The organism is Xenorhabdus szentirmaii DSM 16338, assembly GCF_002632585.1.
In the GTDB taxonomy this organism is placed as follows: domain Bacteria; phylum Pseudomonadota; class Gammaproteobacteria; order Enterobacterales; family Enterobacteriaceae; genus Xenorhabdus; species Xenorhabdus szentirmaii.
In genome coordinates this window covers 1,066,467-1,087,484 of the sequence record NZ_NIBV01000001.1, presented here as the reverse complement: position 1 = coordinate 1,087,484, position 21,018 = coordinate 1,066,467, and the positions used below count along the sequence as shown (strand labels likewise).

22 protein-coding genes are annotated in these 21,018 nt (G+C 46.8%); 9 read left to right on the top strand and 13 right to left on the bottom strand.

All coding sequences use genetic code 11. From position 1 onward, the window contains the following. Nucleotides 1–188: 188 nt before the first annotated feature. From Xsze_RS05085 to gntX, 5 genes are all read right to left on the bottom strand, one after another. Complete coding sequence (locus Xsze_RS05085) at nt 189–947, bottom strand: DeoR/GlpR family transcriptional regulator (protein WP_038240947.1); 759 nt, start codon at nt 945–947, stop codon at nt 189–191. Between the two features lie 38 nt (nt 948–985). Beyond that, nucleotides 986–1,807 carry a rhomboid family intramembrane serine protease GlpG gene (gene glpG / locus Xsze_RS05080; protein ID WP_038240946.1) on the bottom strand — a complete coding sequence of 274 codons (822 nt, stop codon included), beginning with the start codon at nt 1,805–1,807 and terminating at the stop codon, nt 986–988. Between the two features lie 75 nt (nt 1,808–1,882). After that, nucleotides 1,883–2,206, bottom strand: coding sequence for a thiosulfate sulfurtransferase GlpE (gene glpE / locus Xsze_RS05075; RefSeq protein WP_038240944.1), 324 nt, complete (start codon nt 2,204–2,206; stop codon nt 1,883–1,885). Between the two features lie 196 nt (nt 2,207–2,402). Next, the gene (gene nfuA, locus Xsze_RS05065; protein WP_038240942.1) at nt 2,403–2,978 is read right to left on the bottom strand and encodes a Fe-S biogenesis protein NfuA; all 576 of its coding nucleotides are present in this window, start codon (nt 2,976–2,978) and stop codon (nt 2,403–2,405) included. 59 nt (nt 2,979–3,037) lie between these two features. Further along, nucleotides 3,038–3,721, bottom strand: coding sequence for a DNA utilization protein GntX (gene gntX / locus Xsze_RS05060; protein WP_038240940.1), 684 nt, complete (start codon nt 3,719–3,721; stop codon nt 3,038–3,040). 38 nt (nt 3,722–3,759) lie between these two features. On the opposite strand from gntX, the gene bioH reads away from it, so the two are divergent. Beyond that, entirely contained in the window at nt 3,760–4,536 is a 777-nt protein-coding gene (bioH, locus tag Xsze_RS05055) for a pimeloyl-ACP methyl ester esterase BioH (protein WP_038240938.1), read from the top strand. A gap of 59 nt (nt 4,537–4,595) precedes the next feature. On the opposite strand, the gene Xsze_RS05050 is transcribed toward bioH, so the two are convergent. Next, complete coding sequence (locus Xsze_RS05050; RefSeq protein WP_038240937.1) at nt 4,596–5,039, bottom strand: OsmC family protein; 444 nt, start codon at nt 5,037–5,039, stop codon at nt 4,596–4,598. Between the two features lie 212 nt (nt 5,040–5,251). Here Xsze_RS05050 and Xsze_RS05045 point away from each other — a divergent pair, with 212 nt between their 5' ends. Further along, nucleotides 5,252–6,427: an MFS transporter gene (locus tag Xsze_RS05045; RefSeq protein ID WP_051462539.1), complete on the top strand. Its 1,176-nt coding sequence runs from the start codon at nt 5,252–5,254 to the stop codon at nt 6,425–6,427. Here Xsze_RS05045 and Xsze_RS05040 read toward each other — a convergent pair. The 7 genes from Xsze_RS05040 to Xsze_RS05010 all read right to left on the bottom strand — a co-directional run bounded on the left by Xsze_RS05040 (nt 6,409) and on the right by Xsze_RS05010 (nt 14,093). Continuing rightward, a complete protein-coding gene (locus Xsze_RS05040; protein ID WP_038240934.1) occupies nt 6,409–6,870 on the bottom strand; it encodes an RES family NAD+ phosphorylase in 462 nt (153 codons plus the stop codon). The two genes, Xsze_RS05045 and Xsze_RS05040, sit on opposite strands and share 19 nt — an antisense overlap. Further along, nucleotides 6,867–7,313, bottom strand: a complete 447-nt coding sequence (parS, locus tag Xsze_RS05035; protein ID WP_038240931.1) for a type II RES/Xre toxin-antitoxin system antitoxin — start codon at nt 7,311–7,313, stop codon at nt 6,867–6,869. The genes Xsze_RS05040 and parS overlap by 4 nt, the downstream gene beginning before the upstream one ends. A 99-nt stretch (nt 7,314–7,412) precedes the next feature. After that, nucleotides 7,413–7,652 (bottom strand): FeoC-like transcriptional regulator, encoded by a 240-nt coding sequence (locus Xsze_RS05030; RefSeq protein ID WP_038240929.1) that lies wholly within the window; start codon nt 7,650–7,652, stop codon nt 7,413–7,415. Nucleotides 7,653–7,667: 15 nt separating this feature from the next. Further along, entirely contained in the window at nt 7,668–9,980 is a 2,313-nt protein-coding gene (gene feoB, locus Xsze_RS05025) for a Fe(2+) transporter permease subunit FeoB (RefSeq protein WP_038240927.1), read from the bottom strand. A 52-nt stretch (nt 9,981–10,032) separates the two neighbouring features. Then, the gene (gene feoA, locus Xsze_RS05020) at nt 10,033–10,257 is read right to left on the bottom strand and encodes a ferrous iron transporter A (protein WP_038240925.1); all 225 of its coding nucleotides are present in this window, start codon (nt 10,255–10,257) and stop codon (nt 10,033–10,035) included. 424 nt (nt 10,258–10,681) lie between these two features. Continuing rightward, the gene (locus Xsze_RS05015) at nt 10,682–11,212 is read right to left on the bottom strand and encodes a pyridoxamine 5'-phosphate oxidase family protein (RefSeq protein WP_038240923.1); all 531 of its coding nucleotides are present in this window, start codon (nt 11,210–11,212) and stop codon (nt 10,682–10,684) included. A 517-nt stretch (nt 11,213–11,729) separates the two neighbouring features. After that, nucleotides 11,730–14,093, bottom strand: coding sequence for a Tex family protein (locus Xsze_RS05010; protein WP_038240921.1), 2,364 nt, complete (start codon nt 14,091–14,093; stop codon nt 11,730–11,732). Between the two features lie 298 nt (nt 14,094–14,391). Between Xsze_RS05010 and greB the strand changes: the two genes are divergently transcribed. From greB to pstB, 7 genes are all read left to right on the top strand, one after another. Next, entirely contained in the window at nt 14,392–14,874 is a 483-nt protein-coding gene (gene greB, locus Xsze_RS05005; RefSeq protein ID WP_038240919.1) for a transcription elongation factor GreB, read from the top strand. A 174-nt stretch (nt 14,875–15,048) separates the two neighbouring features. After that, nucleotides 15,049–15,768, top strand: coding sequence for an osmolarity response regulator transcription factor OmpR (gene ompR / locus Xsze_RS05000; protein WP_038240918.1), 720 nt, complete (start codon nt 15,049–15,051; stop codon nt 15,766–15,768). Next, nucleotides 15,765–16,874, top strand: coding sequence for an ATP-binding protein (locus Xsze_RS04995; RefSeq protein ID WP_071991832.1), 1,110 nt, complete (start codon nt 15,765–15,767; stop codon nt 16,872–16,874). Before ompR ends, Xsze_RS04995 begins: the two co-directional genes overlap by 4 nt. 246 nt (nt 16,875–17,120) lie before the next feature. Then, nucleotides 17,121–18,164, top strand: coding sequence for a phosphate ABC transporter substrate-binding protein PstS (gene pstS, locus Xsze_RS04990; RefSeq protein ID WP_038240916.1), 1,044 nt, complete (start codon nt 17,121–17,123; stop codon nt 18,162–18,164). 100 nt (nt 18,165–18,264) lie between these two features. Further along, on the top strand, nt 18,265–19,221 hold the full coding sequence (pstC, locus tag Xsze_RS04985; RefSeq protein ID WP_038241128.1) for a phosphate ABC transporter permease PstC: 957 nt from the start codon (nt 18,265–18,267) through the stop codon (nt 19,219–19,221). Nucleotides 19,222–19,224: 3 nt separating this feature from the next. Then, entirely contained in the window at nt 19,225–20,130 is a 906-nt protein-coding gene (pstA, locus tag Xsze_RS04980; RefSeq protein ID WP_038240914.1) for a phosphate ABC transporter permease PstA, read from the top strand. A gap of 54 nt (nt 20,131–20,184) precedes the next feature. Next, a complete protein-coding gene (pstB, locus tag Xsze_RS04975; RefSeq protein WP_038240912.1) occupies nt 20,185–20,976 on the top strand; it encodes a phosphate ABC transporter ATP-binding protein PstB in 792 nt (263 codons plus the stop codon). Nucleotides 20,977–21,018 lie beyond the last annotated feature (42 nt).

Here is a 21,018-nt window from a genome sequence, read left to right as displayed (position 1 = left end):
GTAATCAAAATTTCATCAATCGCCAACCACTAACTTATAAAAAACATATTCGCGTGATACAGCTAACAGATCTTGATCTTATAGATAAGATTAATGAGGAATGTGCGGGATACAAATTTGGGAAGGGGATTTGTCGGTATCCCCACCAGAACATGAGGTGGGGAAAAATATCAGTCAGTAAGCGTTTATCAGCACAGCTCTAACTTGACGCTGTGTTGCTCAACGATTTTCTGGATACTGGGGGGCGGGGCTTTGTCTGTGAACAAAAAATCAATCAGATTCATGTTGCCAAGGTTTACCATGGCACTGCGACCAAATTTCGAGTGATCCGCAACCAGCATGACACAACGAGAATTTTCGATAATGGCGCGTTTGGTTCTGACTTCGTGGTAATCAAACTCAAGCAGGGAGCCATCATTATCAATACCGCTGATCCCGAGAATGCCGAAATCAAGACGAAATTGAGAAATGAAATCCAATGTGGCTTCACCAATGATGCCACCATCGCGGGAACGGACTTCCCCTCCCGCCAGAATCAGGCGGAAGTCTTCTTTTCCCATAAACAGGGTAGCGACATTGAGATTGTTGGTTACAATCCTTAAATCCCGGTGATTGAGCAGCGCATGTGCAACCGCTTCCGGCGTCGTGCCAATATCAATGAAGAGTGTTGCACCATTCGGGATTTGGGTAGCAACTTGCTGAGCGATACGGGCTTTCTCTTCTGACCACAAAATCTTGCGGTCATGATAGGCCGTATTGACGGAGCTGGAAGGCAATGCCGCCCCGCCGTGATGACGCTGGATCTTATTTTTATCTGCCAGATCGTTTAAATCGCGCCGAATGGTTTGCGGGCTGACATCAAAATATTCAACCAGCTCTTCCGTACTGACATAACCCTGAAGACGCACCAACTCTATTATTGCATCATGCCGCTGAGTTTGCTTCACAACATTCCCCTAATAGTTGACCAAGAGTATTCGGAATATTATTGATTTTTTTGTTTACGTAAATTATCCCACAACCCCATTAATAACCCGATGATTAAGCCTGAAATATGGGCAGCGCTACCGTGGCTGGGCGATGAAAAGAACAGTAAAATAGCCGTAATCACGATAAGCCCTCTGGGAGCACTGATACCACGATGGGGTGATATTTCACCGGTCAACCAAACATAGCCAAGCAGGGCATAAATCACACCTGAAAGCCCCCCGAAATGCGATGCACTGTACAATGATTGCGCCCAACCACTGAAAAATGCAGATACAATTGTGATCTCGAAAAGTTTCCCTGTATTGATGTTCCGCTCTACCTGACTACCGAGATACCACCAAAGAACCAAATTAAACAGGATGTGTGTCAGTGAAAAATGCATCAGGGCATAACTGACCCAGCGCCATAATTCCAGATATTGTGTGCTGTTGGGCCATGCGAGCCAGAGCATGATTTGCTCGCCCCCGATGATATTCATCCCGAGGTAAACAAGGATGCAAAGTGCCAGCACAGTAATCGTCATGGGACCGGACTGTGTTTTCAGGGCATTCCAGTCCAGATGGGTACGGTATTTGAAAGGTGAGTCCGATTTACCCGTCTGCCAGCTGGCCGCCTGATAACGGGCGTTGAGTGGATCACGGACAAAATGTTGCAGCTCTTGTTCAACTTGCGTTAATTGATTGTCGTCTTCCAGCCATATTTCAACGACTGATGGCTCACCGGTGGGGCGCATGACTAAATGAACACCCTGTGTTGCCATGTAATCAATAAAGGCTTGAGCCAGCCGAGGATTGGATATTGAAGTTACATTGATCATTGCTCGCCTTATCTCTGCCTTAAGTTAACGTTAATCGCAAAGGAGTCCTTGCTCCTTTGCCTGTGCGTCAAAGATTTATTGGGAATGAACAGCTTGAGGATACTCTTTTTTCCAGACCTCAAATCCCCCATTAACGCTGTAAACGGTTTCAAAACCCATATTAATGAGATATTGCGCCGCGCCCTGGCTACTGTGGCCGTGATAGCACATCACCATGACCGGGCGCTCAAAATCGGCTGCTTCCAGGAAGTTATTGAGCGTTTCATTGGTCAGATGAAATGCGCCGCTGACATGTCCGGCATTGAAACTCTGCGGGTCACGGATATCAACCATAATGGCTGTTTTTTCAAGCCAGTGCTGGTAGGCCTGCTCAGGATTTATTGTTTGAAAATGGTCCATAAATGCTCAACATAGTTTCTGAAAATTTCATTTTCACTATATTTGTTTCTTCACTTGATGCGTTTCTTAACTATATCCGTTTCTTAACTATATCCGTTTCTTAATGGTCGTCTGGTACGACCTAACGGCCTTCCCAAGATTGATATTGAGAAGGCCCGGAAATATAGTGAGAAGATACTCAGAAACAGGAAAATAATCAGTAATACGAGTGTTCACCGCGTTCGTGTTCAGTCAGATCTCTGACCCCTTTCAATTCAGGGAACATCTGCAACAACTGCTTCTCAATTCCCTCCTTCAGGGTGACATCGACCATTGAACAACCGTTGCATCCACCACCGAATTGCAGAATGGCATAGCCCTCATCGGTGATCTCCATCAGGCTGACACGGCCACCGTGCCCTGCAAGCTGGGGATTGATCTGCGATTGTAAGACATATTCGACGCGTTCAATCAACGGAGCATCATCATCCACTTTGCGCATTTTGGCATTCGGCGCTTTCAGGGTCAGCTGAGATCCCAATTGATCGGTGACGAAATCAATGACGGCCTCTTCCAGAAAAGGTGCGCTGATTTCATCTACATAGGCAGAAATTTGGTCGAACTTCAGTTCGGTATCCGTGGCTTCAACAGCATCCGGCGGGCAATAGGAAACACCACATTCAGCGGTTGGCGTCCCCGGATTAATGACAAAAACACGGATCTGAGTACCCGGTTCTTGATTTGCCAGTAGCTTGGCAAAGTGCGCTTGCGCTGCTTCAGTAATATTAATCATGTCATTTGCTCAATAGTTGACTGTTCTAGTTGGTTATAATACGCCCATTCATAAAGGAACTACAAGGTTCGGCATATCGCCCAAGCCTGTACAGAGCGTGCCCCCGCACGAATTAACAACTGTGATGCCTCACGCAGCGTTGTCCCTGTGGTGATCACATCGTCGAAAATAGCAACATGTTGATCAACAAAATCGCCCCGCAATTGAAAGGCATTCTTAAGATTGGTTTTCCTCTGGGTGGCAGATAAGCCCCGTTGCGTGAGTGTAGCACGTGAGCGTTGCAAAAGATCGGGGCGATGAGTGCATTGTAACCAGTGCGACAAAGAATAAGTCATCAGCTCAATGTGGTCGAACCCTCGTTGCCAGCGCTTTTTTCTGTGCAGAGGAATGCCCAGTATGTAATCCGGTTTATGCCAGCGACCTTCCCGATAACCCTGTTGCCAATGCAACAGGAACAGGCGGGCCAATACCGGCGCAAGTTGAGGGGTTGAGTGATATTTATATCGCTGGATAAGCTGGCTCAGCGGGGGCGCGTAATCGGTCAGTGCGACCAGCTGTTGCCAGGGAGGAGGACGCTTCAGGCAGCGGCCACAGGAAATACTTTCAGCTTCAGCAGGCAGTGCACAGCGCGGGCAAACCTTTTGCAGGCGCTTGAGCTGCCGTTGGCAAATGCAACAGATTCCATGATGGGCAAAATACAAATTTTGATGGCATAGCCAACAGTATCCAACCATTGTTAGCATAGTTCCCTTCCTTGGTAATAAATAAAATGAGGATAACAATGGAACAATTGTTTTGGCAGACAATCGGTGATGCACCTCGCGATCTTGTGATGCTGCACGGATGGGGCCTGAATGCCGAAGTCTGGCGTTCAGTGGAAACACAATTAGCTTCACATTTTCGCTTGCACTTGGTGGATTTACCCGGATACGGGCGCAGCCAGTCATACTCCGCCCTGTCACTGGCGGAAATGGCAGATACCGTGTGGCAGCAGGCGCCGGAAAATGCATTGTGGCTGGGCTGGTCTTTAGGCGGGTTAGTTGCCAGCCAGATTGCCTTGGATCACCCGGAAAACATTGCAGGTTTAATCACAGTGGCTTCTTCACCAAAATTCAGTGCGGATGAAGATTGGCCGGGCATAAAACCGGAAGTATTGAATGCCTTTGAATACCAATTGAGTACTGATTTTCAAAAGACCGTCGAACGCTTTCTGGCATTGCAGACATTGGGAACAGAAAGCGCCCGTCAGGATGCCCGCATATTGAAGTCAGTCATACTGAATCAGCCGATGCCGTCGGTAGAAGTCCTTAACGCGGGTTTGGAGATCCTGCGCACGGTTGATTTAAGGGCTGAGCTATCGCAACTTCAATTGCCGTTCCTGCGACTGTATGGCTACCTTGACGGGCTTGTCCCCCGCAGAATTGCACAACGGCTTGATAACGAATGGCCGGGTACACACTCCGCTATTATACGAAACGCTGCCCATGCCCCATTTATTTCTCATCCTGATGAGTTTATTGAAGCCCTAATAAATTTTAGTGAGAGAATGTCATTGTAATTATCAATTATTGTTTGATATTACCCATAACATTAAACAGTTATGGGTAATCAGCATAATTATTTCATCGGATAAATTTCAGTGACTATTTCCGGCGCATTAACAATCGTATCAAGTACAGGGCAATGGCTTTCGACAAACTCAATAAAATCGCGAATTTCCTGCTCCGTATTATCTGCCTTGATATAAAACTTGGAGGTAATTTTGGAAAATCCCAATTTGGCGTCTTTATTTCTGCCGGTAAAGCCATCGGTATCCAACTCACCTTCCATTTTAACCTGAATATCGATCAAATTGATTTGATGCTTGCGGGCAAAACTCTTGGCTACAATGCACTGGCAGGCACCAAAAGCAGAAAGCAGCGCCTCCACTGGATTCATGGCCTCATCCGTTCCCCCCAAATTTTTGGGTTCATCAATGTGGAAAGTAAAATTCCGCGATGAACATTTCATTTTGAGACGATCCATTGACTCAACTGTCGCAGTAAATAACGCTTTAGGCATATCACTATCCTCGGGTCATTAATATTGAGAAACTGTCCGTCAGATAATAAAAAAATGCTTTTTATTTTTCAATTAGGTCATTATTAATGAAGTCATGCGTCATTAACGTTATTTTTGGGTTAATATTGAGTGAGATACTTTTTGTTACCCACTATTTTCATTGATTGACTCAAATGCAAAATATCCTATTTATTGCTAATAAGGCATTTTATATGGAAATTAAAGTAAAAAAAGAATATATAATATTTATCGCTTTCATCACGGTTTTCTTAGCGCAATTAGGTAATTCAATGTATTTACCTGCATTACCGTTGATAGCTGAGACATTATCTGCCCGGCAACAAGATATTGCGTTATCGTTCCCCGCATTTTTAATCGGTATGGCGGTATTGTTACTCCTTTGGGGAGGCTTGGGTGAAAAATATGGCAGAAAAAAAGTCCTTTCAATTGCCATACTCTTTTATTCCGCATGCAGCCTTGCCATCGCGTTGGTCAGCAATACCGATATATTTATCTTTCTCCGCTTCTTGCAGGGAATGGCAGCGGGAGGAATGACCGTACTTTCCCGCATAATAATCAAAGATTATTTTAGTGGTGACAGGTTAGCAAAAATCCTTTCCTGGTTCTCATTTTCATTTGTGGTTTCCGTGGGGATCGGGCAATTCTTGGGCGCTTCGGTGACAAAACTCTGGGGCTGGCAGACCATCTTTTTCAGCCTGACAATCACTGCGCTGGTACTGCTTTCACTATTTCTCCTGATAAAACTTCCTGATGTTCAACTCACCCCTTCTTCTCTTTCTTTTAAACAGACTTACTTCACCATCTTGCAATGTAAGCCATTTCTTTTACCGGCTTTGGCGGGAGCATTGGGTTATGGCATTGTCGTTACCTTCAACACCAACGCGCCCTTTATCTTCCAGACACACCTGCAATGGAGCGCCTATGAATATGGTTTATTGGGATGGCCCATCAGCATGGCCTATTTTTTGGGTGCGTTTATCGTTAACCGCTATGTCGTCAAAAAAGGTCGTGAACTGATTATTCTGGTGGGTTTGGGAATATTGTTGTTTGGCTGTACTGTGATGCTGCTGGGCAGCGCTTTTTATCTCGCACTGCTTTTCTGGTTACCCTACTGCATCGCCCTGATCGGACAGGCAATTATTTATCCTGTCAGTATGTCGGTATCCATTGAAAAATCCCCCATTGGAGGCGGTTATCCCGTCGCATTATGTAGCTTTATTCATCAGGTGATGGCGGCAACAATCGGTATTGCCGCAAGTATGCTGCCAAGCCAGTATCCTTGGTTGACACCGATCTTAATGCTTTGTCTTGCATTCGGCGTGGTACTTTGTGTGTTGTTTTCCCGGGATCACCCCATCAGGCGTTGATCGAAAGTAAAATCCAGTTCTTTGATTGATCCCATGAATTTGGGGAAGTCAGGATGATTCGGATTAATAATGGCATTATTTTCATGGGGAATAATGCAAGACGGAATAATAAGGGCAAGATTTTCCGTGGCACTTAGCCAACCACTACCAATGTCCATTGTGGAAATAGGAGCGGGATCGCGCCTCCAATCGTCAGGTAAGTAACGGTGTTGTAAATAATCGATGGCCTCGTCAGCTATTTCAATAGAAAAGAGCCGGTATTCTTCAAGCAGAGTTTCTTTTGGTGCATGTACATAAATTTCCAGTGCCGCCAATGCAATAGAGCCAGACACATAAACTGCTGCATTTCCTTTATGATTCCAGCGACCACCGAATTTTTTCGCTCCGTATCCCGTCCATGCTTCATTCGCATGGACGGATTTTGTCAGCCGATAAAAAATCATGAAATAACCCCGTGCTCAAGCCTGCCGATGAGATCCAGAATTTCAAGAGCCCCACTTTCTGTGGCAATCAGAGAAATCGGAGCAACATTACCCAATCCTTTAACGGGATGCTTGAGCCAGTGATAGGCGGCTTCTTTATCACCATTGAAGAAAACAATGGTTGCATCAAATACTCGAACCAAACGGGCTATACGTTCGCTTTCATCAGAAGAGAGCGGGCGACCGGCACTTTTACGGCGTGCAACATTACGCTCATTGATACCCGCAATACGCAGGATATCCGCTTTAGACAAATCTGAATTCCGATGAATATTATCCAGCACATCAAGAGGTAGGCCCATCTGTAAAACGTCGATAAGATCCTGCCCCCGGTTTGCTGGCAACCCGATAGAGCGCCATAGGGCTTTTTTGTCGGTGACATCGTTTGGTACATAGATACGCATATACCCTCCCAAAGAAAATGACAAATGTCATTATACTTATATGACATTTGTCTGGAGCATGCAAGTTTGATATTTATGATTAGCTGAAGAAGCAATGCCTTAATCTTTGGCTACCAGCCGGTACACTTTGGTATCGCATTTCTGCGTTTCCGGGCACTGCTTGCAGCCCCCGCTGAGACAGGAGGAAGCATCCACTTCCTCCAGTTTCCCCATTATGACAAGCTGCTTGAGCATGGCTTCCACCATTGGCAAAGGTGCTGAAAACTGATGGCTCAGTGATCTCGCATCAGCACGCCCATTGAGGGCAATGGCATCCCTGATCGCTGGCAAACTAATCATTCATCACTCCTGCGACTAATGGCAACTATTGTCCGAACAGGCACAGCTGCGATCAGGGGCATTGTTGAGCGTTACCGTGACTCTGCTGCGTGCACGGCGCAAGCCAATAAAAATCAGTATGTTAAACAGAACAACTGCCAGAATCGTGATGAGGCTGCTCTGAGGGTGAACGGAAAACGTCGTGATTTGGTAAAACAGCGCCGATAGCGAGTAAGCGACGTTCAAGCCCCACAAAATGGAGAAGGTCATCCAACCACGGCTGGTTTCACGGGCAATCGCCCCCATCACGGAAACACAAGGCACGTACAGCAACACAAAGATCAAATAGCTGTAAGCAGAAATAGCGGAGCCGAATTTGGCGCTCATCGTCCCCATTGAGCCGCGGTCCATATTCCCGTCCCCTTTGCTGGCCTCAATCGGGTTAGACAATGCGCTCAGAGTCAGGGTTTCTTTCAGGCTGTCCCACGTTTCATCAACCGCATCTTTCAGTTGATCCAACAAATGGAACTCATCGGGATTAAATGGTGCCTGAGTGATGTTTTCCGCGGTATATAATGTATTCAGCGTTCCCACAACAACTTCTTTTGCCATTGCTCCGGTAACAAGCCCGACAGTCGCCTGCCAGTTATCGGGATGAACACCAAGGGGTTGCAAGACTGGCGTAATCACTTTGCTGACTGACGCCAACGCGGATTCATTGATATTGTCTACGGTTTTACCTGAGAAAGAAAAACTGTTCAGCGCGCCAATAAACATACTGGCCGCGATAATCACTTTACCTGCCCGTACCACAAAACCCTTCAGCCGCTGCCAAGTCTGGAGCAACAGCGTCTTGGCATGGGGAACATGGTAGACAGGCAGCTCCATGACAAATGGCGAGGCCTCACCACGCATAATCGTGTATTTGAGCAGAAGGCCTGTGAGTATCGCGACGATAATTCCCAATATATACAGGGAGAAAACGATGCTTGCGCCGCTTTTGCCAAAGAAAGCCGCCGCAAAAACAGCGAAGATAGCCAGCCTCGCCCCGCAGGACATGAACGGTGCCATCATGATAGTAATCAGCCGTTCGCGCGGCGCATCCAGCGTCCTTGCTCCCATCACGGCAGGCACATTACAGCCAAAACCGACAATCAAAGGCACGAAAGATTTCCCCGGAAGCCCCATTGCCTGCATCAATCTATCCATGACAAACGCGGCCCGGGCCATATAACCGGAATCTTCAAGGAAGGAGAGGAACAGATACATCATGCCAATCTGGGGAACCAGCGGCAGCATGGTATTGATCCCTCCGCCGATACCCTGGGCAAGAAAAACCGTCAGCCAGTGCGGGAAATGACAGGTATAGCCCAGCCACTGCATGCCATCAATAAAAATGGCGGCGGAAGCACCATCGAATATTGGCTGCAAAGCACCACCGATATTAATGGCCAATACAAACATCAGGTACATGACGAACAGGAAGATGGGAACACCCAGCCAACGGTTCAGAATAACGGTGTCCAATGTTTTGGTCAGTTTGTTGGGGATGGCCGAGCGGGTATCAATGACGCTCAGGCAAAGTTCATTAATCGTCTGATAGCGCGCTCCCGCAATCATCAGATCCGGTTCGGTAATCTGCTTTTCTTGCAGACGGGCCTGACTTTCCGCCAGTTGCTCCTGGGTCAGTCCGGAAATCTCCCGGCTGTAAATATCCCCTTCCAGCACTTGCAAAGTAAGCCAGCGACGCTGTTGCGGATTGAACTTCTCCGTGATCCGGTCGGAAAGAACAGTAATTTCTTGCAACAGCGCGTCGGGATATTCAACCCGAACCGGAGTGGATTGTTGCGGATAATTGTCGATGGCTTTTTTCAGTGCATCGATCCCCGTGGCACGGGTAGATACCAATGGGATAACCGGACAACCGAGACGCTGCTCCAGTGCTTTGACATCAATATTGATCCGCTGGTTTTGGGCAATATCCAGCATGTTCAGCGCAACGATGCAGGGAATGCCCAGCTCAATCAATTGCAGAGAAAGATAAAGATTGCGTTCCAGATTCGAGGCGTCCACGACATTGATCAGCATATCGGCTTCGCCACTGAGAATATAGTGGCAGGCGATCTGTTCATCAATGGAGGTTTGTTCAGAAATGGTCGTCAGTGAGTAGGTCCCCGGGAGGTCGACAAGTTCGACTTTATGGTCATGGGTAATAAAGTGACCGATTTTCCTCTCTACGGTAACCCCAGCCCAGTTCCCCACACGCTGCCGGGAGCCTGTGAGTTGGTTAAAAAGGGTTGTTTTACCGGCATTGGGATTACCAATCAGGCCTATAGTTAAATGTTTCATCATACTTTCTATGTCTGCCAATCAAGCTATGTCTGCCAATCAAGGGGCGATACTAGAGATCTTCATGCAACAGGATAAATTCTAAGTCTTGCTTGCGAAGGGTCAGATTTACTCTGCGTGTTTCAATTTGTATTGGATCACCCAATGGAGCGAAACGAATAACCTGGAATGTTGAGCCGGGCAGCAAACCAAGGGACAATAATTTTTGTCGGTAGGCCGGACTGATTTCTGGAGAAAATCCCAGAATTTTATACGTACTTTCTGGAATAAGAGCCATATAACTCTCCATTAAAACTGAAAAGATAAGTGATTATAAGAATTATTATCCTCAATAAAGGGGAATTCACAAGAAAAAAAGTATCACGACCCCCTCAATTCCAATTGTTAATGATAATAATATGCAGTTGCAATACTGGTTATTTATCCTTGAATCACGGTGAAACAAATTGATATTAATCAAATTAATGGTGATTTTATTGAAAATGAATGATTGAGATAATTGTTTAATATTTTTAAAAATTTCTTTATAAGAAGATATTAACTTATAAAACAATAAGAAATAAAAAATTATATAGAAAATTAAGGAAAGATGAGTATATAGAAAGCATGATTGCAACAAGCCCTACATAATAAGCAGGGCTTGTTGATTTTTATATTTTCATTAATTTTTCGAATGATTATTTATTTTCATTCACATTTTATTATTCACTCAATGTTGGAGGGACAAGCAGCTCACTCAATGGCACCTGAACACGATCATCATCTTTATGAAGACTCCAGGCGTCCGAATCGTATACCCACCACGCCTGTATCTCCAATTCATAGAAACGGCGTTCCGCATTTCCCTGATAGTCACTGATAGGGCGCGCATTTTTCTTGCGGACATTTTCATCAGGGAAAGTTTTCAGGAAGAAGTAATCATATGTTTCCTGTAGCTGTTCATCAGGTACCTGACGAGCATAGCCAACAAATTGAGAGCCTGCCAGATCCAGCGATAAATCAGGCAGAACTTGGCTGCTGTAGATTGTACCGCTGACACGGGGGTTAATCTTCAGTTCTTGCGAATGCCGGGTATGTTGCTTTGAATACCAAATCAATTTGAGTGGGTTGTATTGCGGAATATAAAACATGGTTGATGACCAGACCGAATCCGCATCTGGGTTATGGGTAGAAAGATTGAAAAAACGAATATTGCTGAGTAAATCAAAACTGCTTTGGACATATTTGTTCATCACTTGTTCCTCAACAGTGTGAATATGTTCTTTATATCCTTTATATTTCAATCACCTATTAGAACCTTAATGCAACACATTGAAATTATAAGGGATAAAATAAGCATCATGTCATACAGACGGGATAAAGAACATGTCAGTTAGTTGTATTTCTATATTATTCAATGACTTCTTTTTACTAATGGATTTATTGCAAAACGAATTATACAGGTTATTTTCAGGAATAGTCAGAGGTTATCATTAATACTGAAATTTATAAAGCTGGAAATAAATAAAGTCATCATCATGAATTTTATGGTTTTTATCAGACAGAAAAATGATGGATTTCATTTTCCCTGTTGTGATAATTAATTTAAATTAATTATCACAAATAATTTTAAATAGTTTAAAAAGTATACTCAATGGACATAAGACTGATATGCAGATAATGACATCCCATGCCGGAATAAAGACAGAAATAGCGCCGCGAATACTGAACTGGCCCGATTGAGCCAGTTCAGTCATCAATCAATTAAGATTAACGTTTTTTGCCGAATGCGGCAGCCAATGCATCACTCATTGCGCTGTTCGCCAAAGGCGCAGAACCTGAAGAGCGGGAATGATGGCGGCCTTTTCCATTACCATTGCCATTGCCGTTGCGGTTGTTACCATGACGCTGTTCCTGACGATGCCCCCCCTGAGAACCACCGCGACGTGCCGCTGTTTCGCCGGGCTGTTCATCAAGGCGCATAGTCAATGCAATGCGTTTACGGTTCAGGTCAACATCCATGACCTTCACTTTCACGATATCGCCTGTTTTCACAATAGCGTGCGGATCTTCTACAAAGCGATCAGACAGGGAAGAGATATGCACCAAACCGTCCTGATGAACACCAATGTCAACAAATGCACCGAAATTAGTCACGTTCGTGACTGTACCTTCCAGAATCATGCCTGTTTGCAGGTCATTCATGGTTTCAACGCCATCAGTAAATGTGGCCGTCTTGAATTCAGGACGAGGATCGCGACCCGGTTTTTCCAATTCTTTCAGAATATCCGTGACGGTCGGGATACCGAATTTTTCCGTCGTGAAATCCTGAGCGTTCAGATTACGCAGGTTCGCAGGATTGCCCATTAATTCAGACAACGTTTGTTCTGTGGTTGTCAGGATCTTTTCAACAACCGGATAAGCTTCAGGGTGAACGGTTGAGGCATCCAGAGGGTTATCGCCGTGGTTGATGCGCAGGAAGCCCGCACATTGCAGGAAAGCTTTTGGCCCCAGGCGACTGACTTTCAACAATTGGCCACGATTACCGAAGCGACCATTCTCATCACGCCAGTTAACGATATTCTGGGCAACGGTGCGGCTCAGACCCGCAACACGGGTTAACAAGGCTACGGAAGCGGTGTTCAGGTCAACACCGACGCCGTTAACACAATCCTCGACAACTGCATCCAGTTTTTTCGCAAGCAGAGTCTGGCTGACATCATGCTGGTATTGGCCCACACCGATAGATTTAGGCTCAATTTTCACCAGTTCTGCCAGTGGATCTTGCAAACGGCGGGCAATGGAAACAGCGCCACGCAGGGAAACATCCAAATCAGGGAATTCCTGTGCTGCCAGTTCAGAGGCGGAATAGACAGATGCTCCCGCTTCGCTGACCACCACTTTCTGTGCAGTCACATCAGGATACTGTTTCTGGACGTTGGCAAAGAAACGTTCTGTTTCACGGGAAGCTGTACCATTGCCAATTGCAACCAGTTCTACTTGATGCTTGGTACACAAGGCAGCAACGGCGGCAGCCGCTTTATTTTCCTGTCCCGTATGTGGGTAAATGGTATCGGTAGCGATAAGTTTGCCGGTTGCATCAACAACGGCGACTTTTACCCCGGTACGCAAGCCCGGATCAAGACCCATTGTCACACGCATTCCGGCAGGCGCTGCCATCATCAGGTCGTGCAGGTTACGGGCGAATACGTTGATGGCCTCCTCTTCGGCTTTCTCGCGCAGTGTGCCCATCAACTCGGTTTCCAGATGCATCAGCACCTTGATTCGCCATGTCCAGCTCACCACTGCTTTGCGCCAGCTGTCTGCCGGTGCATTGTTCAGACGCAGATTAAGGTGGTCAGCAATAATTTGTTCGCAATGGCTCTCTTTCGGTGCTTCCTCAAATTGCGGGTCCGCATTCAGGGACAATTGCAAGATCCCTTCATTGCGGCCTCGATACATGGCAAGGGCACGGTGAGAAGGAACGGCGGTGATGGCTTCATGATGGTCGAAGTAGTCGCTGAATTTAGCACCCTCTTCTTCTTTACCTTCAATCACTTTGGATACCAAGTGGGCATTTTTCCACAGGTATTCACGTACTTTCGCCAGCAGCGTCGCATCTTCGGCAAAACGCTCCATCAGGATATAACGTGCACCATCCAGTGCCGCCTTGGTATCCGCAACGCCTTTGTCAGCGTCAACATAAGCGGCAGCCGCCAGCTCCGGCTCTTGTTGTGGTTCTTGCCACAGCAAATCAGCCAAAGGCTCCAATCCGGCTTCAATGGCCGTTTGCCCACGGGTGCGACGCTTAGGTTTATAAGGCAGATATAAGTCTTCCAGTTCCGTTTTGCTCAGCGTAGCGTTAATGGCGTTCTCGAGCTCAACAGTTAACTTCCCCTGCTCCTCAATGGATTTCAGAATAGTCTGGCGGCGACTGGAGAGTTCGCGCAGGTAACCAAGGCGATTTTCGAGCTGGCGGAGTTGGGTATCATCCAGGCCCCCCGTCACCTCTTTACGATAACGGGCAATGAAGGGAACCGTGTTTCCCTCATCAAGTAGAGTGATGGCAGCTAGGACTTGCTGTGGTTGAGCCTGTAGCTCACCGGCAATGATTCGGCTTAAAGATTCATTCATGGTTTGTTTTCTTCAACTTTCCTGGTGTCTGTAGATATCCGGAACATCATCAGACAGTGCCTGATAAGATCAAATTTCAACTGAAATAATATCGGCATGTTTCAAACTGGCTCCATTATATACGTGTTGAGCGCGATAATTTCCAGTTTAGCGCGATATTTCAGTCATGTTGCGACAGAATTCATCGAATATCTTTCTGATTAAGGCGTTTTCTGATTAAGATTCTTTCTGATTAAGATTCTTTCTGGTTAAGGTATAGTACTCCGCCATTAATTATCTTTTTTCAAGTGAGTTTTTTATGGCCAAGAGTAACTATATTACCCGGGAAGGCTGGCATGCGCTTGATCAGGAGCTGAAATACCTGTGGAAAATAGAACGCCCCCAAGTCACTCAGGCTGTTTCAGATGCTGCCGCGCTGGGTGATCGCTCAGAAAATGCCGAATACATTTATGGCAAAAAAAGATTAAGAGAAATTGACCGTCGTGTACGGTTTTTATCCAAGCGACTTGATATTCTAAAAATTGTTGATGCCGATCCACGTCAAGAGGGAAAAGTTTTTTTTGGTGCATGGGTCAAAGTCGAAAATGAAAATGCCGAAGAACACATTTTTCGTCTGGTAGGGCCGGATGAGTTCGAGCCTGCCAAAAAGTGGATCTCCATTGATTCTCCTGTGGCAAGGGCGCTACTGGGCAAGCAGGTTGATGATGAAGTTTCGGTGATGACACCCAATGGCACAGTGACTTATTGGATACTGGAAATCAGCTATCAGGCTTTGACGTAAATTTCAGTGCTGAGAAATACCGAATGAAAAACAAGGACAGAAAACTGAAACATAAGCGATGATTGTTAATTCTTCAAATAGCTTTAAAATACATGCGGTTATTCTCTATTGTATTATGGGTTTTCTGTAAGCGTAATGGATATTACAGGCATGGAGCATCTTGGGAGCTGAAACATGCAAGAGAGTTATAAGATCCTTGTTGTTGATGATGATATGCGTTTGCGGGCGCTGTTGGAACGGTATTTATCCGAGCAGGGCTTTCAAGTCCGCAGCGTTGCAAACGGAGAGCAGATGGACCGTTTGTTGGCCAGAGAAACGATCCAGCTAATTATCTTGGACTTAATGTTGCCGGGCGAAGACGGGCTATCCATTTGCCGCAGGCTGAGAAGCCAGCAAAACCCAATCCCTATCATCATGATCTCCGCAAAAGGAGAAGAAGTTGATCGCATCGTGGGCCTTGAAATCGGCGCTGATGATTACCTCGCCAAGCCATTTAACCCGCGTGAACTACTGGCACGCATTCGGGCGGTCCTCCGCCGCCAGACTTATGAGTTGCCAGGAGTGCCGACACCGGAAGATGCGGTGATCAAATTCGGAAAATTTAAACTGGATCTCGGCACGCGCGAAATGTTCCACCACGATGAATTACTGCCGCTGACCAGTGGTGAATTCTCTGTATTGAAAGTGCTGGTTTCCCATCCCCGCAAACCATTGTCACGGGATAAATTAATGAATCTGGCCCGGGGAAGGGAATATGGTGCCACGGAGCGCTCCATTGATGTACAAGTTTCCCGCTTGCGTCGCCTGATTGAAGAAGATCCGGCCCATCCCCGCTATATTCAGACAGTCTGGGGCTTGGGGTATGTTTTTGTGCCTGACGGAAATCAGGTATGAAAAAGTTTTTGTATCTGACGCTGGCAATATTATTGGGCTGCCTGCTGGTCAGTTATTTAGTGACTCAAGTATTGGTTACAGTAGAAAACCGCTCGCTCCACGTTGTGTGCCCCCCTGTCTTTATCGGGGTTTTTGCCGCAGCATGGTCAGTATTTATCGCGTTCTGTGTGTATCTCCATGTCCAGAAACGATCACTCGATGCCATACAGAAAGCCGCAATGGATATCGGTCAAGGGAAAAGAACCGCACCGCTGCCTGAAACGGGAGCACCAGCCACGCGGTCAGTGATTAATGCATTCAACCAGATATCAACAGAACTAAAAGCTCAGGAAAGTGCCCGGACAGTGTTGATTGCGGGCGTGAGTCATGATTTGCGTACCCCGCTTACCCGCATTCGGCTGGCGATGGAAATGATGGGGGAAAAAGATGATTTTCTCACGGAATCTATCTATCGGGACATTGAGGAATGCAATGCCATTATCGATCAATTCATTGACTACCAACGCGCGGGTCAGGATGTGCCAATGGTACATTGTGAGTTGAATGCGCTGCTTGATGCCGTCATTGAGAAAGAACAACACTGCGGGGCGAATGTCGAAAATCACTTATCTTCCCGCCCAATCCGGGTTCTGGCCAATAAACTGTCTGTCCAGCGTGTTCTGTCCAATATGTTCACTAATGCTTTGCGTTATGGCAATGGATGGCTCCGGATCAGCAGCGGTACAAAAGGGAAATTTGGCTGGTTTCAGGTGGAGGATAATGGGACCGGAATGACGCCAGAAGAAGCCGCTATTTTATTCCAGCCTTTTATGCAGCGAGAGCAGGCCGGCCATGCCTGCAATCATCATGTCCACAATAATAATATCCGCAATAGCATGTTCCTGAATAATCCGGGGACAGGGCTGGGGCTGGCAATCATCCAACGCATCATCGATATTCACGGAGGATATGTTGAAGCGGGCGAAAGTGAAAAACGGGGGCTGTCCCTCCGCGCCTACATTCCATTGGATGAAACGTACATGGATGAAACGTACATGAATGAAAAACAAGCGGGCGAAAAATATGCACCTTTACAAAGCACCTGTCATAAAAATGTCATAATATAGACATTGTACTGTCACTGAATTTACCTATTTTCCTTTCAAGTCCATTTCTTAGCTAAAAACCTGAACCTGATTGTCGATGTCTGACATGTGTTTGCAATTAATGAAATACCCATTGGATTTCAAGTTGCAGCACCGTGACAAATCGAAAGCCGCAACAACATAGACCGTGATGTGATGGGGCTGAATAGAGTCAATGAAGCTGCGGCCTGAAAGACGACAGGTATATGTATCCCTGTAGGAGGATGTATGAAATCAATGCGTACCACCACCGTAACAAGTATTATGGCCGCTGTATTTGCCATGGCATCCCTGTCTTCATATGCAGCTACCAGCTTGACGGGAGCAGGTGCAACATTTCCCGCACCGGTATATACCAAATGGGCAGATTCCTACCAAAAAGAAACAGGCAATAAAATCAATTACCAAGGTATCGGCTCTTCGGGTGGGGTAAAGCAAATCATTGCAAACACAGTGGATTTTGGTGCGTCAGATGCCCCATTGCCTGACGCCAAATTGGCGCAGGATGGCCTGTTTCAGTTCCCTACTGTGATCGGCGGGATTGTGCTGGCAGTGAACATTTCCGGCATTAAGTCCGGTCAGTTAATTCTGGATGGCAAAACCCTCGGCGATATCTATCTGGGCAACATTAAGAAATGGAATGCTCCCGCCATTACAAAACTGAACCCAGACCTCAAGCTCCCCGATCAAAACATTGCGGTAGTTCGCCGTGCAGACGGTTCCGGAACGTCCTACGTTTTCACCAGTTATCTGGCTAAAGTGAGCCCTGAGTGGAAAAGCAAAGTGGGCGTCGGCACTACCGTCAAATGGCCAACCGGATTGGGTGGCAAAGGCAATGATGGTATCGCCGCATTTGTCCAGCGCCTGCCGGGTTCGATTGGCTACGTTGAATATGCCTATGCGAAGCAAAATGGCCTCGCATACACCAAACTGGTTTCAGCGAATGGTGCCATCGTCGCCCCTACCGCCGAAAACTTTAGTGCCGCTGCCAACGGTGCGGACTGGAGCAAGAGTTTTGCTCAGGATCTGACAAATCAAAAAGCTGAAAATGCGTGGCCAATCACCTCCACAACATTCATTCTCATCCACAAGCAGGTGACGAATGCCACCAATGGCACTGAAGTCCTGAAATTCTTTGACTGGGCGTATGGCAACGGCAAGAAGCCGGCACAAGATCTGGATTATGCTGTTCTGCCGGAAGACGTCATCACTCAGGTGCGTGCGGCATGGAAAAACAACGTCAAAGATAGCAGTGGCAAACCGCTATATTGATGGCGTACAGCCTGTGTGCATGACGAACCGGCATGACATGTGAGCCCCTGTCAACCTCCCCCTTCCGAGGGGGAAATCACCCAAAATGAGAATTCAGCGTATGGCCGAACGTAAAACGGCATTCAAGGCACCAAACAAAAATGGCGACATTATTTTCAGCGTTCTGGTCAGACTGGCAGCGCTGCTGACTTTATTCCTGCTCGGAGGCATTATCATTTCTCTGATAATTGCGTCCTGGCCAAGTATCCAAAAATTTGGTTTTGCTTTTTTGTGGAATAAAGACTGGGATGCACCCGCAGATACGTTTGGCGCATTAGTGCCTGTTTATGGCACATTGATGACATCATTAATTGCCCTGATTATTGCGGTTCCGGTCAGTTTCGGCATTGCCTTGTTTCTGACAGAGCTGGCACCGAACTGGCTGAAGCGTCCCCTGGGTGTGGCGATCGAGCTTCTGGCAGCGATCCCCAGCATCGTTTACGGTATGTGGGGGCTGTTTGTGTTTGCCCCTTTGTTCGCCACCCATTTCCAGCAACCCGTCGGTGATGTGCTATCGAGTATTCCCATCGTCGGTGAACTGTTTTCCGGCCCTGCTTTTGGTATCGGCATACTGGCCGCAGGCATCATTCTTGCCATCATGATTATTCCCTACATCGCTTCTGTCATGCGCGATGTGTTTGAGCGGACCCCTGTCATGATGAAAGAGTCTGCCTATGGCATCGGTTGTACGACATGGGAAGTCATTTGGAATATCGTCCTGCCATACACCAGAAATGGTGTCATTGGCGGTGTCATGCTGGGGCTTGGCAGGGCGCTGGGTGAAACAATGGCCGTCACCTTCATTATCGGCAACACCTACCAACTTGACAGTCTGTCCCTGTACATGCCGGGCAACAGCATCACTTCTGCGCTGGCGAATGAATTCGCGGAAGCGGAATCCGGCCTGCATACCGCGGCATTGATGGAGTTGGGGCTTATCCTATTTGTGATTACCTTTATTGTATTGGCATTATCAAAACTGATGATTATGCGTCTGGCAAAAAATGAGGGGCGCTGAAAAATGACCATCAACAACAACCCACCGCATTTGTCGGGTTCAATCAATGCCGTGGATATGAAAAGCCGACGTCGCATGCAGTCATGGCGACGCCAGAAAAACCGCATTGCATTGATGTTATCTATGGCAACCATGGCATTTGGCCTATTCTGGTTGAGCTGCATCTTATTTTCCACCATCATCAAAGGCATTGATGGCATGTCGCTGGCGTTGTTTACCGAAATGACGCCCCCACCCAACACCGGAGGCGGAGGGCTGGCAAACGCCATTGCCGGCAGTGGCCTGCTTATTTTCTGGGCAACAGTATTCGGCACACCATTGGGAATTATGGCAGGGATTTATCTGGCGGAATATGGCCGTCGCTCATGGCTGGCAGAAACCATCCGTTTTATTAACGATATTCTGCTTTCAGCCCCTTCGATTGTGGTCGGCCTGTTTGTCTACACCGTGGTCGTGGCAAAAGTCCAGCATTTCTCTGGCTGGGCCGGCGTCATTGCACTGGCGCTGTTGCAGATCCCGATTGTTATCCGCACAACAGAAAACATGTTGAAACTGGTGCCGGATAACCTGCGTGAAGCGGCTTATGCTTTGGGGACTCCGAAATGGAAAATGATCTCGGCCATCACCCTGAAGGCATCCATATCAGGCATTATCACAGGCGTCTTGTTGGCGATTGCCCGTATCGCCGGTGAAACCGCCCCGCTGCTGTTCACATCACTTTCCAATCAGTTCTGGAGTACCGATCTCAGCCAGCCGATTGCAAATTTGCCTGTCACCATCTTCAAGTTCGCCATGAGCCCATTCACTGACTGGCAGCAACTGGCATGGGCAGGTGTCTTGCTGATAACCCTGTGTGTACTGTTAATCAATATTATGGCGCGTGTGCTGTTTACAAAGAAAAAGCACTAATATTTTCTGTGGCTATTTTGCGTAGTCATTTTATATAGGTAGAGAAAAGCACTGATGAATAAAGCTAATGGCATTGCAACAGGCAACCTTGCAGAAAGCAAAATTCAGGTACGTGATCTGAACTTCTATTACGGCAAATTTCACGCGCTGAAAAATATCACGCTGGATATTGCACAGAATAAAGTAACCGCATTCATCGGACCGTCAGGATGCGGAAAATCCACTTTGCTGCGCACATTCAACAAGATGTATGAACTGTATGCTGAACAGCGGGCAGAAGGCGAGATTATTTTGGATAACACCAATATTCTGACGGATAAGCAGGATATCGCCTTACTGCGAGCAAAGATCGGCATGGTTTTCCAGAAACCGACCCCATTCCCGATGTCAATTTACGACAATATCGCTTTCGGGGTGCGCCTGTTTGAAAAGCTGACACGGACTGAAATGGATGAGCGCGTCCAATGGGCACTGACAAAGGCCGCATTGTGGAATGAAACCAAAGATAAACTGCACCAGAGCGGATATAGTCTTTCTGGCGGGCAGCAACAGCGTTTGTGCATCGCCCGTGGCATCGCCATTCGTCCGGAAGTTTTATTGCTGGACGAGCCTTGTTCGGCACTTGACCCCATCTCTACCGGGCGCATTGAAGAATTGATCAGTGAATTAAAATCGGAATATACCGTCGTGATCGTCACCCACAACATGCAACAAGCCGCACGTTGTTCCGATTACACCGCCTTTATGTACCTCGGTGAACTGATTGAATTCAGTGATACTGACAGATTGTTCACCACCCCAAAAATGAGACAGACAGAAGATTACATTACCGGCCGTTATGGCTGATACGAGGCAGACAGGTGGTTATGGCATGAGGGCGACAGCGTG